General features: G+C 58.6%; 16 protein-coding genes. 10 read left to right on the top strand and 6 right to left on the bottom strand.

The window, feature by feature from the left end:
* Positions 1 to 7 precede the first annotated feature (7 nt).
* Genes GOW16_RS10680 through GOW16_RS10670 form a run of 3 tightly spaced genes read left to right on the top strand, consistent with a single transcriptional unit; the run spans position 8 to position 1,465 of the window.
* Positions 8 to 781 (top strand): heme ABC transporter permease, encoded by a 774-nt coding sequence (locus GOW16_RS10680; protein ID WP_170414439.1) that lies wholly within the window; start codon positions 8 to 10, stop codon positions 779 to 781.
* Positions 778 to 936, top strand: a complete 159-nt coding sequence (ccmD, locus tag GOW16_RS10675) for a heme exporter protein CcmD (RefSeq protein WP_170414436.1) — start codon at positions 778 to 780, stop codon at positions 934 to 936. The genes GOW16_RS10680 and ccmD overlap by 4 nt, the downstream gene beginning before the upstream one ends.
* Entirely contained in the window at positions 929 to 1,465 is a 537-nt protein-coding gene (locus GOW16_RS10670) for a DsbE family thiol:disulfide interchange protein (RefSeq protein ID WP_170414434.1), read from the top strand. The genes ccmD and GOW16_RS10670 overlap by 8 nt, the downstream gene beginning before the upstream one ends.
* A gap of 107 nt (positions 1,466 to 1,572) precedes the next feature.
* On the opposite strand, the gene acnA is transcribed toward GOW16_RS10670, so the two are convergent.
* On the bottom strand, positions 1,573 to 4,263 hold the full coding sequence (acnA, locus tag GOW16_RS10665; protein ID WP_170414430.1) for an aconitate hydratase AcnA: 2,691 nt from the start codon (positions 4,261 to 4,263) through the stop codon (positions 1,573 to 1,575).
* Between the two features lie 231 nt (positions 4,264 to 4,494).
* Here acnA and GOW16_RS10660 point away from each other — a divergent pair, with 231 nt between their 5' ends.
* On the top strand, positions 4,495 to 5,196 hold the full coding sequence (locus tag GOW16_RS10660; protein WP_170414427.1) for a DUF1223 domain-containing protein: 702 nt from the start codon (positions 4,495 to 4,497) through the stop codon (positions 5,194 to 5,196).
* Here the strand turns inward: GOW16_RS10660 and GOW16_RS10655 are convergent, their stop codons facing one another.
* From GOW16_RS10655 to purB, 4 genes are all read right to left on the bottom strand, one after another.
* On the bottom strand, positions 5,197 to 6,120 hold the full coding sequence (locus GOW16_RS10655; RefSeq protein ID WP_170414424.1) for a lysophospholipid acyltransferase family protein: 924 nt from the start codon (positions 6,118 to 6,120) through the stop codon (positions 5,197 to 5,199).
* A 119-nt stretch (positions 6,121 to 6,239) separates the two neighbouring features.
* Positions 6,240 to 7,328, bottom strand: a complete 1,089-nt coding sequence (locus GOW16_RS10650) for a flagellar motor switch protein FliG (RefSeq protein WP_170414421.1) — start codon at positions 7,326 to 7,328, stop codon at positions 6,240 to 6,242.
* A gap of 68 nt (positions 7,329 to 7,396) precedes the next feature.
* On the bottom strand, positions 7,397 to 7,939 hold the full coding sequence (locus tag GOW16_RS10645) for a tetratricopeptide repeat protein (RefSeq protein WP_170414418.1): 543 nt from the start codon (positions 7,937 to 7,939) through the stop codon (positions 7,397 to 7,399).
* Between the two features lie 379 nt (positions 7,940 to 8,318).
* Positions 8,319 to 9,623, bottom strand: coding sequence for an adenylosuccinate lyase (gene purB / locus GOW16_RS10640; RefSeq protein ID WP_170414415.1), 1,305 nt, complete (start codon positions 9,621 to 9,623; stop codon positions 8,319 to 8,321).
* An 89-nt stretch (positions 9,624 to 9,712) separates the two neighbouring features.
* Here purB and GOW16_RS10635 point away from each other — a divergent pair, with 89 nt between their 5' ends.
* The 5 genes from GOW16_RS10635 (at position 9,713) to GOW16_RS10615 (ending at position 12,181) form a co-directional block, all read left to right on the top strand.
* Entirely contained in the window at positions 9,713 to 10,045 is a 333-nt protein-coding gene (locus GOW16_RS10635; RefSeq protein WP_170414412.1) for a hypothetical protein, read from the top strand.
* Positions 10,042 to 10,458, top strand: a complete 417-nt coding sequence (locus GOW16_RS10630) for a DUF6314 family protein (protein ID WP_170414409.1) — start codon at positions 10,042 to 10,044, stop codon at positions 10,456 to 10,458. The genes GOW16_RS10635 and GOW16_RS10630 overlap by 4 nt, the downstream gene beginning before the upstream one ends.
* Positions 10,459 to 10,532: 74 nt before the next feature.
* Positions 10,533 to 11,120: a biotin transporter BioY gene (locus GOW16_RS10625; protein ID WP_170414406.1), complete on the top strand. Its 588-nt coding sequence runs from the start codon at positions 10,533 to 10,535 to the stop codon at positions 11,118 to 11,120.
* A 142-nt stretch (positions 11,121 to 11,262) separates the two neighbouring features.
* Entirely contained in the window at positions 11,263 to 11,820 is a 558-nt protein-coding gene (locus tag GOW16_RS10620; RefSeq protein ID WP_170414401.1) for a hypothetical protein, read from the top strand.
* A 10-nt stretch (positions 11,821 to 11,830) separates the two neighbouring features.
* Complete coding sequence (locus GOW16_RS10615; protein ID WP_170414399.1) at positions 11,831 to 12,181, top strand: hypothetical protein; 351 nt, start codon at positions 11,831 to 11,833, stop codon at positions 12,179 to 12,181.
* A gap of 9 nt (positions 12,182 to 12,190) precedes the next feature.
* Here GOW16_RS10615 and GOW16_RS10610 read toward each other — a convergent pair whose 3' ends face one another.
* Complete coding sequence (locus tag GOW16_RS10610) at positions 12,191 to 13,405, bottom strand: bifunctional alpha/beta hydrolase/OsmC family protein (protein WP_170414396.1); 1,215 nt, start codon at positions 13,403 to 13,405, stop codon at positions 12,191 to 12,193.
* Positions 13,406 to 13,646: 241 nt separating this feature from the next.
* Between GOW16_RS10610 and GOW16_RS10605 the strand changes: the two genes are divergently transcribed.
* Positions 13,647 to 13,841 (top strand): hypothetical protein, encoded by a 195-nt coding sequence (locus GOW16_RS10605; protein ID WP_170414394.1) that lies wholly within the window; start codon positions 13,647 to 13,649, stop codon positions 13,839 to 13,841.
* Positions 13,842 to 13,845 lie beyond the last annotated feature (4 nt).

The following is a 13,845-nucleotide window of genomic DNA, read 5'->3' as shown; positions in this document are numbered from 1 at the left end:
AGAGCCCATGTCTATCGCAGCCAAAACCAATACCCTCTGGGAATACGCCAACCCGCGCAAATTCCTCGCGACCAGCGAGCGGGTTCTGCCGTTCTTCTGGATGTCTTCCTTGTTGTGTCTGGTCGTTGGGCTGACCTGGGGCTTTTTCTTCACGCCAGATGATTACAAGCAGGGCTCGACGGTCAAGATCATCTACCTTCACGTTCCCGCGGCATTGATGGCGATCAATTGCTGGCTGATGATGCTTGCAACCTCGCTGGTCTGGCTGGTGCGGCGTCACCATGTCAGTGCTTTGGCTGCCCGGGCCGCAGCGCCGGTTGGTATCGTGATGACCCTGATCGCTCTGGCGACCGGCGCGATATGGGGGCAACCGATGTGGGGCACATGGTGGGCCTGGGATCCGCGCCTGACCGCCTTCCTGATCCTGTTCCTGTTCTATCTGGGCTACGTCGCCTTGTGGGAAGCGATCGAGGATTCCGACACGGCGGCCGATCTGACCTCGGTCCTGTGCCTGGTAGGCTCGGTGTTCGCCTTACTCAGCCGCTATGCCGTGAATTTTTGGAACCAAGGGCTGCATCAGGGGGCGTCCGTGATGCGTGCCGCAGCCGTTACCGGCGCGGATACCGAAGAAAAAGTCAGCAACATTTATTTCTATCCACTGCTGCTGTGCATCATCGGATTTGTGCTGCTGTTCATTACGTTGGTTCTGTATCGCACGGGAACAGAAATTCGGGCACGACGGATCAAAGCACTGCTTGCGCGGGAAAGGTTGAACGGATGATTCCTGATCTTGGAAAATACGCCGACGCGGTTTTGTGGTCCTATGCAGCCTCGCTGGCGCTTTTAATCGCGCTTGTCGTTTTCAGTGTGATGCGCGGGCGCAAAGTGCGAATGGAAATGGAAAAGGTCGAAAACAGGATGACGCGCAATGGCTAAAATCTCGCCCCTGATGGTCGCGCCGCCCTTGATCTTCGGCGCGTTCGCCGTTTTGGCCGGCATTGGCATGTTCCGCGACGACCCCAACGCTTTGCCGTCTGCGCGCGAAGGGCAGCCTGCGCCGCCGGTTGTCTTGACCGAGTTTCCGGGCAAGACGATGTTCGACGATGCCACTCTGCGTGATGGTGAGGTCAAGCTGGTCAACTATTGGGCCAGCTGGTGTGCACCCTGCCGGGCCGAGCATCCCAACCTTGAGGCGCTGTCTGAAGAGGGCATCCCGGTCTATGGCATCAATTACAAAGATCAATTGAACAATGCCGAAGCTTTTCTGAGCGAACTCGGCGATCCCTACGTGGCCATCGGTCGGGATGAGCAGGGGCGCATGGCGCTGGACTGGGGTCTGTACGGTGTTCCGGAAACCTATGTGATCGACGGAGAAGGCACGATCATTCTGCGCTTTGCCGGCCCGATCACGCAGCGTGTGATCGAAAGCACGCTGCGCCCGGCCCTGGAAAAAGCCGGGCAGTAACCCGAGCCGTTGCTTAGCGGAGCGTGCCTGCGGCACGCGCTCTATCTTTGCGTCTGTGACACTGGCCTAGGAAAAAGCCCCGGCGCGTTGGCCGGGGCTTTGTTGTTCTATCCTGCTTTGGCGAGATTGCGCAGCACGTATTGCAGCACACCGCCGTTTTCGATGTATTCGATCTCGGGCGCGGTATCGATCCGGCATTTCAGCGTGATTGTCTTTTCGGTTCCGTCGCCAAAAACGATGGTGCAAGGCACTTCTTGCAGCGGTTCGACCGAATCCAAGCTATGGATCGAAACGGTTTCATCGCCTGTCAGTCCCAGCGTCTTACGGGTGTCACCGCCGGTGAATTCGAACGGGATCACGCCCATGCCAACCAAGTTGGACCGGTGAATACGCTCAAAGCTTTCCGCGATCACGGCCTTCACGCCCAGCAAGGCTGTGCCTTTCGCAGCCCAGTCGCGTGATGAGCCTGCGCCGTATTGCTCGCCACCGAACACGACCAGCGGTGTGCCCGCCGCCTGATAGGCCATTGAGGCGTCGTAGATCGAAGTCTGTGCGCCGTCCGGGCCTTTGGTATAGCCACCTTCGACCCCGTCCAGCATCTCGTTCTTGATGCGGATATTGGCGAAGGTGCCCCGCATCATGACCTCGTGATTGCCGCGGCGGGAGCCGTAGGAGTTGAACTCGCGCGGCTGCACCTGACGCTCGATCAGATACTGACCAGCTGGCGACGTGCTTGCAAACGAACCGGCGGGCGAGATGTGGTCGGTGGTGACCATGTCGCCCAGAACGGCCAGGACCTTGGCCCCTTCAATGTTCGAGATTGTGCCCGGCTGGGGACCCATTCCCTGAAAATACGGAGGGTTCTGGATATAGGTCGAAGTCGGCGGCCAGTCATAGGTTTCCTGCTGCGGGACCTCAACGCTCTGCCATTTTTCGTCGCCTTTAAAGACGTCTGCGTATTTGGACTGGAACGCTTCGCGGGTGACGGTTTCCTGCACAAGCTCGGCAATTTCGCTTTGGGTCGGCCAGATGTCTTTCATGAAGACGTCGTTGCCTTCCTTGTCCTGCCCAATTGGTTCGGACGTCAGGTCAATATCCATCGTTCCAGCCAGCGCGTAGACCACAACCAGCGGCGGCGAGGCGAGATAGTTTGCGCGCACGTCCGGTGAAATCCGGCCTTCAAAATTGCGGTTTCCCGAAAGAACCGAGGTGGCAACCAGATCGCCCTCAGTAATTGCTTCGCTGATTTCCCTCTGGATCGGGCCGGAGTTGCCGATGCAGGTGGTGCAGCCATAGCCGACAAGGTTGAATCCGATGGCATCCAGATGTTGCTGCAGGCCCGCAGCCTCAAGGTACTCCGATACAACCTGTGATCCCGGGGCCAGGGATGTTTTGACCCACGGCTGACGGTTCAGGCCCAGCTCATGCGCCTTTTTTGCGACCAAACCGGCTCCGATCATCACGTAAGGGTTCGAGGTATTGGTGCAGGAAGTGATCGAAGCGATCACGACCTTGCCGGACTCCATGCCGTACTCTTCACCTTTGACTTCGACCTGCTTGCCCATCGGGCGTTTGAAGGTGTCGGCCATTTCCTTGGTAAAGGCTGCTTTGGCGTCGGTCAGTGCAACATAGTCCTGGGGGCGCTTCGGACCTGAGATCGCGGGAACGATCGTGCCCATGTCAAGCGTCAGAGTGTCGGTGTAGATGGGCGCATAGTTCTCATCGCGCCACAGGCCATTTTCCTTGGCATAAGCTTCGACCAGTGCCAGACGATCTTCGTCCCGGCCAGTGTTTCGCATGTAGCGCAGGGTCTCGCCGTCGATGGGGAAGAAGCCACAGGTCGCGCCATATTCCGGTGCCATATTGGCAATGGTCGCGCGGTCGGCCAGCGGCAAGCGGTCCAGACCTTCGCCATAGAATTCGACGAATTTGCCCACGACGCCTTTTTCGCGCAGCATCTCAACAACCTTAAGAACAAGGTCAGTGCCGGTTGTGCCTTCGACCATCGCGCCGGTCAGTTCAAAGCCCACAACCTCGGGGATCAGCATCGAGATCGGCTGGCCCAGCATTGCGGCCTCGGCTTCGATCCCGCCGACGCCCCAGCCCAGAACGGCCATGCCGTTGACCATCGTGGTGTGGCTATCGGTGCCGACCAGCGTGTCGGGGTAGGCGACCTCATCCCCGTTCTGATCGGTGTCCGTCCAGACGGTCTGTGCCAGATATTCCAGGTTTACCTGATGGCAGATGCCAGTGCCGGGGGGCACGACGCGGAAGTTGTTGAATGCCGACTGACCCCATTTCAGGAACTGATAGCGCTCCATGTTGCGCTCATATTCACGGTCCACATTCATCTGAAACGCGCGCGGGTTGCCGAATTCGTCAATCATGACCGAGTGGTCGATGACCAGGTCGACCGGGTTCAGAGGGTTGATCTTCTGCGCATCACCGCCCAACCCTTTGATGCCATCGCGCATCGCGGCCAGATCGACCACAGCCGGAACACCGGTAAAGTCCTGCATCAGCACGCGGGCCGGGCGATACGCGATCTCGCGCGGGTTCTTGCCGCCACTAGTCGCCCATTCACCAAAGGCTTTGATATCGTCGACCGAGACGGAAAAACCGTCATCTTCGAACCGCAGCATGTTTTCCAGAACCACTTTGAGCGCGGCGGGAAGGCGCGAGAAATCGCCCAGACCGGCCTCTTGTGCGGCGGGGATCGAATAATATGAAATGGATTTGCCATTCACGCTTAGGCTGCGGCGTGTTTTGGCGGTGTCTTGTCCGACTTTGATGGGCATCTGTGGCCTCCCTCTGAAATGACTTAGGTCCCGGGATTCGCTAGTAGTTATCTGCATCACCAAAGCCTTTGATTCAAGGACCAAGGCGGTGTGCTTGCTGAGTTATGTATACCATTGCACACAAATTGTAAGGGTAACGTTGGCCACGTGTCTCAAGAAACGTTGATTGGAGGTTGAACGGGCTTCCGTTTAAACCGGGCAGTACACCCAGCCAAAGGCCCGAGACCCGTAATGTTCAGATCCCTTCGCGCAACAGCGCTTACTTCCCTGTTTCTATCCACTGCTGCCATGGCCGAGGGGGATCCGGTTGTGGTTGAACTGTTTACTTCTCAGGGCTGTTCGTCCTGCCCGCCGGCTGATCAGATCATGCATGAATTGGCCAAACGGGATGATGTGATCGGTCTCGCGCTGCATGTCGATTATTGGGATTACATCGGGTGGAAAGACGAATACGCCGACCCGGATCACACCCGGCGTCAGCGCGCCTATGCACGGGAAGGCGGGCGGTCGATGATCTACACGCCTCAGATGGTGGTGAACGGTCAGCAGGACGTGGTTGGGGCACAATCGCAAGAATTGGATCGCCTGATCGACGCGCACCTGACGGCCGCCGCGCAAGCGTCCGTGACGGCTGTGCGTTCGGGTGATGACGTCTCGGTGGATGTGACACCGGTCGAACTGCCGGCCGGTGAGACCTACGACATCCGCGTCATTCAGTATTCACCGATGCGGCATGCCTCGATCCGGCGCGGAGAGCTGGCCGGGCACGAGTTGGACTATGCCAATGTTGTCGAAGCCTGGCATGTCGCAGGCCAATGGGACGGCGTCGCGCCTCAGGCGTTTTCGGTGACAGTGGAACCCGACCTGCCCGCTGTTGTGCTGGTGCAAAGGGCAGGGCATGGCCCGATCGTGGCTGCCGCGAGGGTCAAGTAATCAGGGCATATCATCGGGCTGAACGCCCAGACCGTTCCAGGCTTTCCAGCGGCGGTGGATCCAGAACCACTGGCCCATATGCTGTCTTACCATGGCCTCAAGATCATCATTGGTGAACTGGGTCATGGTCTTGGGGTCCGTGTGCGGTACCGGATCGTGCAGCACGATTTCAAAGTCCACACCGTTGGGTTGCCGCACCGCGTAGCACGGGATCAGGACGGCATTGTACTTCATGGCCAGTTCGGCGTTTAGCACCGAGGTCACGGCGGGCTTTCCAAAGAAGGTCAGTTCTTCACCGCCATGTGCATGCAGATCGGACACGATCGCGATGATCCCACTTTTCTTGAGCGAGCGCACCATCTCCACCATTCCGCGACGGCCTTGTTCGAACATTGGCGAACCGGTTTTATGGAACGCCTCGACATACAGGTCGTTGAAGTAGGGGTTCGCCATGCGGCGATAAAGGCACCCGATCGGTTGGCCGCTGCGTTCCTGCAGCGCAATGCGCGCGGCCAGATAGTGACCGAAATGCGCAGTGATCATCATGATGGGCCGCCCTTCGGCTACAGCGGTATCAAACGCCGCGACACCCGAGCCGCTTACCTTTGCGGAGCGTTGACGTGCGGTGAAACCTTCTGGCGAAAAATGCTCCATGATTGCGCGGCCGGCATTGTCAGGGACGGCGCTGCAGATCCTTTTGACCTCTGCCTCTGGCAGGTCTGGGCAGGTCAGTTTCAGATTGTTGCGCACGCGTTTGGTAAAGCCGATCAACGGCGAAAGCCCACGTGCGAGCGCACCCATTGTGGCCAGGCGTGTTTCGTAGGGCAGCAAACGCATGCCCCCAATAACGCCCTTCATGAACAATCCAGTGATGTAGTATTTTCTAAGCTCTGCGCGGCTTAGTTCCGACTTTTCGACGGGCATGAATAGGTCTCACCGGCTGTTGCGATTTGCCGGCCAGACATACAAGGCCGAAACCGCAACCACAAGCGTTGCAAACCAAAGCCTTGCTGCCCCCCCCGCCAGAACGCGGTTATGCGTTACTATTCGCTGTCTTCTTCGATCAGCACTATTGCGCCGTCAGCGACAAGGTTGCGAATTGCGCTAACGACAAGCGTCATTGCGTCTTCGGCTTCGGACAGTTTCATCTTGCCGCGTTCATTTATCTCTTCGCGCAGGTTGTCGGCCATGCGGGTCGACATGTTGGACAACAGGAACTCGACTGCGGTTTTGTCATCTTCGGCCTGGGCACCGGCCAGCGCAGTTACAAGGTCCGCCTGTTCCACGCCACGCAGAATCGCTGGCACGTCTCTCGGTAGAATGCGCGAGGGGATATGGGCGAAGGTGAAAATCGACTGGCGCACAAGGGCCGCAAAATCGGTGTCTTCCTCATCCAGCGCTGTCAAAAGCCCGTCGCGCGTTGCGGCTGCGGACTGATTTAGTATCGCGCCCACGCGCACGCCGGGGCCATCCGCAAAAGCCGTGGCCGGGCGCCGGTCAAGTTGAGCAGCCAGCGACCAGCCAATCCGTTCAACAGCTTCGGGTGTGATGTTGGCCGTCTTGGACACGGCATATGTGATACGGCGCGCCACCGGCCCGGGCAGGTGGCCCAAAAGCTGCGCCGCATTTGCTGTTTCCAGCTTGGACAGCATAACTGCGGCAATTTCAGTACTTTCAGCTTGTGCGATGGCAGCCAGATCTTCCGTCGGAACCTCGCGCAAACGTTGCCACGGGTCGCCGATCTGCCGTACGCCAGCTTCCTTGCGCAACCTGGCCGCTGTTGCCGGTGCAATCCTGTCGCTGACTGCATCCAAAGCGCCGGCCAACCCATGTGGAAAAGAAAGGCCGATACTGTCCAGTGCTTCGGCAAATTCATGTGCGACGGACGCCAGCGTGACGCGATCCACAAGTCCCATTTGCCCAAGCTGGTGCGTCAGCTTTTCCTGCAACACATCGGGCAGTTCTTCTAGAGGGATATCCGCGCCTTCATTCAACAAGAGGCGCACAACGACGGCTGCCTTTTGTCGGCTGCTAAGCGCCTTGGGCACGACGCGGGGCGCGTCGTCCTGCGCGTCGGCGACGGGCGCCGATGTGCCCGGTGCCAATTGTACCAAAGAGTTTGTGTCCTGCATCTGCCTGTGGTGCCAAGATTCTGTTCCACAGGCAGATTACGGAGAGTCGGGTAAAGAAAGGTTGAAGCTTAGTAGTTGTAAGTCAGCCCGGTGCGGATCGCCTCGCGCAGGGAGGCTTCGGCCCAGGTGCCTTCACCACCGCGGGCCTTGATCTCGCGCCACTGAGCGATGGCAAGGTCGGTTTTGCCTTCGGTGACAAAGCCCTGACCCATGTAGCTGCGCGCTAGAATGTTGTCGGGATTCGCCTCAATGGCGTTCGAATAGAAGGCATTCGCCAGCTCAAGCTCGCCTAATTTGCGGTAAGTGAAACCCCAGTAGGTCAAAACGCGATCGTCATCCTGATCCATGATGCGCAGGATGTCCTGTGCGTTTTCGAGCTGTCCGTCATAGGCCAGCTCGCGCACGGCGTCATACAGCTCATCTTGGGTAAAGTTGGTCTGGTTGGGCTTCACGCACCGTCCGGCGTCTTTGTCATAGACGCGACCGAACAGACATTTCTTGGTCGTGTTGGTCGGCTTTGGCGGGCTACTGTCACCGCCACCGGCGGCAAGTGCGACCGGCGCGAATGCAAATGCCTGAAGGGCGATGGCTGAAGCGAGTACTAGGCGCATTTTCCTACTCCGTTGTCTGGGCTGCTCTCAGAAAGCATAGTGCGATCTTCTCAAAAGCTAACAACCGAAGGCTCGCATTTATTCACGAATAGGAAAGTTTTTTCTCAGCTGTTTGTAGTTTTGGCGCAAGTTTGGGCTTCAGCATCCCAAACTGTACCGGGCGCGCAGGACTGGGTTTGCTTGGAGTGACCACTGCAGGCCAATGCAACAGACGCTGAACAACTAAGAGCCAAAGCGCAAACTAAAGTACGGATCATCGTGTTTCTCCTGTCCGGACATACGCAGGCATCATAGCCTGTTTTCGCCTGTCTGGCAAAAAGGCAGGGCCCGGTTCACGTCATGCGAACCGGGCCCTGCGAACTGTTTTATCATTCGTGGTTTATTCGCCGAACACGCGAGCGAAGATCGTATCGACGTGCTTGGTGTGATAGCCAAGGTCGAATTTCTCTTCGATCTCGGCTGGGCTCAGCGCGGCGGTGACATCAGGGTCTGCCAGCAATTCCTCTTTGAAATCGGTGCGGTGTTCCCAAACTTTCAACGCGTTGCGTTGAACCATGGAATACGCATCTTCACGGCTGACACCTGCTTGTGTCAGCGCCAGCAGAACCCGTTGGCTCATCACCAGGCCGGGGAACTTGTTCATGTTCTCCATCATGTTCTCGGGGAAGATCAGCATCTTGTCGATCACGCCGGTCAGTCGGGCCAGCGCAAAATCCAGTGTGATCGTGGCGTCCGGCCCGATCATCCGTTCAACGGAGGAATGCGAGATATCGCGTTCATGCCACAGCGCCACGTTCTCCATCGCCGGGATCACCGCCGCGCGCACCATGCGGGCCAGCCCGGTCAGGTTTTCGGTCAGTACTGGGTTCTTCTTGTGGGGCATGGCCGAGGAGCCTTTCTGACCCATCGAGAAGAACTCGGCTCCCTCCAGCACCTCTGTCCGCTGCATGTGGCGAATTTCAATGGCGATGTTTTCGATGCTACTGGCAATGACACCCAGTGTTGCAAAGAATGCCGCGTGGCGGTCACGCGGGATGACCTGGGTGCTGATCGGCTCGGGCACCAGACCCAGCTGGTCGCAGACATGCTCTTCCACACGTGGGTCAACATTGGCGAATGTGCCAACCGCGCCGCTGATCGCGCCAGTGGCGATTTCAGCGCGGGCGTCGCGCATGCGGGACAGGTTGCGGTCCATCTCGGCGTAGAACCGGGCAAAGGTCAGGCCCATCGTTGTCGGTTCAGCATGGATACCGTGGCTGCGGCCGATGCGGACGGTGTCCTTGTGTTCGATCGCGCGGCGCTTCAAGGCTGCCAGCAGACCTTCGAGGTCGGCGATCAGCAGGTCGGCGGCGCGGGTCAACTGCACGTTGAAACAAGTGTCCAGCACGTCCGAAGAAGTCATGCCCTGATGCACAAAACGCGCCTCTTCACTGCCGACATGTTCGGCCAGATGGGTCAGGAACGCGATGACGTCGTGTTTGGTAACCGCCTCGATCTCATCAATGCGGGCCACATCGAATTCGACGTCCTTGGCCTTCCAGACCGCCTCGGCATTCTCGCGCGGGATCACTCCCAGATCCGCCATGGCGTCGCAGGCATGGGCCTCGATCTCGTACCAGATGCGGAACTTGGATTCGGGCGACCAGATGGCGACCATATCGGGGCGGGAATAGCGTGGAATCATTGGCGGCGGCACCTTATTGTGATTTGGCAGGAGGCGTTGCGGCGGGGTTTAAACCCGCGCACGCAAAGGAACAAGGCGCGAGTGTAAAGATGAGACGGTTTGCCCTGATTTTGGCCCTGTGGCCCGGTTTTCTGGCAGCTGAAGAATTCAGAACGCTGACGGGGGATGAAATTCTGGAGGCGTTGAGCGGACAAAAGCTCGATTACGGGGAAGGTGTCTGGCAAACCTTCGACGATACGATGCTGACGCAGTATTTTTCGGGAAGACCCAGCGCCGGGCGATGGGCGGTGCGCGAGGATCGCTATTGCTCGCTCTGGCCGCCCTCTGACCTTTGGGCCTGCTATGACGTACAGCAAAGCGGGTATGTAATCCGGTTCGTGGATGATAACGGGGGTATAACCGACGGGACATTTGCCGAATGAACCTGCCGCACAGTCTCTCGGATTTTGAAGGCCGTTGGACCCTGACCCGGACCATTCTGGATGCGCAGGCGGGGCAGGTGGTGCAGGCCAATGGTCAGGCAGTTCTGCGACCGACTGAAGAAGGCTTGATCTATGACGAAGAAGTCACGTTGCGTGTGCCGGGGCAGGCCGAGATGACAGGCACGCGCAGATATCTGTGGCACGCGGCGGGCGATGCGATTGCCATTCACTTTGACGACGATCGCTATTTTCATCGGCTGGAGCTAGGGCAGGCACATGCGTCTGACCACCACGATTGCCCGCCTGACAGCTATGATGCAATCTACGATTTTTCGGCGTGGCCGGTCTGGACCGTGCGCTGGATCGTCTCGGGTCCCAGAAAATCCTATGAAATGAGCACGGAATACCGCTAAAGATAGCGTATTCATGTTGCAGTCTGTCCTCTAAGCGGGCATTTCTGCGTGTGCAAAAAGGTGGAGATGCAAAAATGAATGCGAATGTACTGGCCAATGCGATTGGCCCGCGCGAAGGTACCGCGTTGCGCGTCAAACAAGTTGTGCTGGTGGCACTGGGTATTCTGGCTCTGGCAATTGCCGCAAAGATCAAGGTCCCGATGTGGCCTGTCCCGATCACGATGGGCACCTTTGCCGTGCTGACCATTGGCACCGCCTATGGCACGCGTCTGGGTCTGGCCACCATGCTGGGCTACCTGTTGATCGGCGCGCTGGGCTTTGATGTATTCGCGGGTTCCTCGGCCGAGAAATTTGGTCTGACCTACATGATGGGCGGCACTGGCGGCTATCTGGTCGGCTACCTGCTGGCAACCGTTCTGCTGGGCGCACTGGCCGCGCGGGGCTGGGACCGTTCGTTCGGCAAGATGGCGTTGGCTCTGGTTCTGGCAAATGTCGTGATCTACGTGCCCGGTCTGCTGTGGCTGGGCCAGCTGTACGGATGGGACCAACCGATCCTGCAGTGGGGTCTGACACCGTTCCTGGTGGGCGACGCGATCAAGCTGGTGCTGGCTGCACTGCTGATCCCTGGCCTGTGGAAACTGGTGGGCGACGCACGCTCGTAACTTCCAGCCAAGTCAAATCTGACTTGACCGCGCCCGGAGATATCCCGGCGCGGTTTTTTTTGTGCCTGCATATCGGGATGCTGGACAAGAGGTGCCAGTGCAGGCCAAGCTGCATTCAATGAAATCATCAGGTTATTGAGATATGCGTATTCAATTTTCTTCGGCGCTCGCCGTTTGCGCCTCGCTATGGTTGTGCGGTGCGCCGGCGTCCGCCGACACTCCGGTCACTTACACGGACAACGGACGCGCGCTTTTTGGCTTTTCCGTGCCCGACTTTTGGGCGTTGCGCACCGGCGGCCCGCGCGAAATTGAAGATACCGAGTTGGGCGATGCTCGCGCCGTTGCCCGGGTCATGGGGATGCGGCCTGTCACCGACGATAATGTCTGGATGGGTTTTGTGTCGCCTGCGGGCGTGGCCTCGATCGAAGACGGTCTGCGGTATCTTGAGGATATCGACCGGTTTCTGGTCAAGGATCCAACGGTGTCCGAGACCACCTCGACGCGCATCGGCGGGTTGCCCGCACGCGTTATTCGCGGGACAGGCAATCGCGAAGGGCGCGGTGTTAACTTTACAGTTTCAGTGATCGACTTGCCGAAGGGGCGTGTAGCCATTGCCGTGGCGATCCTGCGCGACGGCGCTGATCCAGCTTATGTGGACGACCTGAACGCCGTGTTCGCGTCGTTCCGGTCCCTGCAGTGAGGAGGCGCACATGACCCGCAAACTGATCAAACGCGTAACCCTTGCCCTTGGATTGGGGGCTGCAAGCCTGACACTTTCGGCCTGTGACGGCGTCACTGTCGGAGTTGGATACGGGTATGACCCCTTCTACGACTCGATGCTGTGGAATGACTACTATCACGACGTAGACGTGGATATTGACATCGACCGGCCGGATCGCCCCCGGCCGCCCGATGGCCGCCCACCTGCGCGTCCTGTTCCGCCAATCGCCAAGCCACCGAACAGACCGCCAGTGTCCCGACCGCCAAACCGTCCAAGACCACCGGTCGCACGGCCACCGGCGGCTCGGCCTCCCATTCACCGCCCCGCAGGGCGGCGCTGAGCTAGCGGGTCAGTCCAGTAATTCCGTCGTGATCTGGGCTGACCCTTCCAGGGTTCTGTGGACCGGGCATTTGTCCGCGATTTCCAGCAGTCGCGCGCGTTGCTCGGCCGTCAGCGGACCTTCAAGGCGGATCTTGCGGCGGAACTGATCGACTTTTCCTTCGTTGGCCAGCCCCGCGTCCTGCGCATGCACCTTGTTGTGGCACACATCGACTGAAACGGTTTTCAGCGGCCACCGCTTGCGCCGCGCGTACATGCGGATAGTCATTGATGTGCAAGCCCCCAGACCAGATGACACAAACCCGTAGGGCGACATGCCACGGTCAGTGCCGCCGTATGAGGCGGGCTCGTCCGCAACGGCGTGGTGGCGTGGGCCGGACTGAATGTCCTGCAGGAACCCTCCCGGATCAGCTTCGGTCACGCGAACAACACCTTCGGGCGCACCCGGTGGTGGCGCTGGCGGGCAGAGCTTGACGTAGCGCGTTACCCATGCGGTGATCACATCTGCTGCGTATTCCGCATCGGATGCGCGGGTAATCAAGTGATCGGCATCGTCGAGGGTCACAAAGCTTTTGGGATGTTTGGCGGCCAGAAAGATTGTGCTGGCATTGTCAATGCTTACGGTCTCATCCCGAGGGGCGTGCAAAATCAACAAAGCAGCCTTCAGGTCTGCGATAGCAGGCATCAGGGCTGCTTCGGAAATATCATCCACAAACGCCTTGCCAATGCGGAAGGGACGCCCGCCCAACATCACGTCCGCCGATCCAGCCTGCGTGATCTCAGGCAGTGCATCTTCGAAGTGATGCGCTACATGGCCCGGATCTGCGGGTGCCCCCAAAGTGACCACGGCCTTGACGCTGGGAATTCCGGCGCGGGCGCGCAACACAGCCGCACCACCCAACGAATGGCCGATGAGCAGTGCCGGTGCCATGTTGCGACCCGCCAGATAGTGCGACGCTGCGATCAGGTCTTCGACATTGGAGGTAAAGGTTGTGTTGGCAAACTCCCCGCCAGAATGACCCAGCCCGGTAAAGTCAAATCGCAGAACGGCGATGCCCATCGCCGCAAGTCGCGCCGCGATCCGGCGCGCGGCTGGGATGTCTTTGGAACAGGTAAAACAATGCGCAAATAGCGCCGTTGCCAGGACCGGCCCGTCCGGCAAATCCAGGCGCGCGGCCAATTGGTTGCCGTCGTGACCGGCAAAAGTAATGCGTTCGGTGGGCATGGCAGTTCCTTGTTCGTCGGGATGACTAATAGTGTGTGCAACTGACTGGCTGCTCAACCCCATTGTAAGAAGCGTCACGGGAAGGTGAGTGAAGCGAACAGATTGAGCGCAATCCTTTGTCCTTGCTGTGATCCTAAAGCATCAAATTTCGTGAAGTATTACCAAAAAAATATTCGTTTTACTAATTTATATCACCTCCCCATCTTACGACCATCGCAAACGTGCAGCCCAGGAGGTTCAAATGGCCCATATTGCAACTGATCCGAGGGGCGTGGCTCTACGCCCAGATATTTTGGTCGTGGTCGTTCTGACAGGGGTGATCGGTTTTGTACTTGGTCAAACCCTGCCACCCGTTGCCTCGACCAAGGCGCAAGTCGCTGATTCTGCGGCGGAAGATTGGCACGGCAATGTCAGGCGTTCACATTGGTCGAACTGAAACG

Source organism: Ruegeria atlantica (assembly GCF_013033965.1).
GTDB classification, from domain to species: Bacteria; Pseudomonadota; Alphaproteobacteria; order Rhodobacterales; family Rhodobacteraceae; genus Ruegeria; species Ruegeria atlantica_D.
This window is presented reverse-complemented; position numbering and strand designations above follow the sequence as displayed.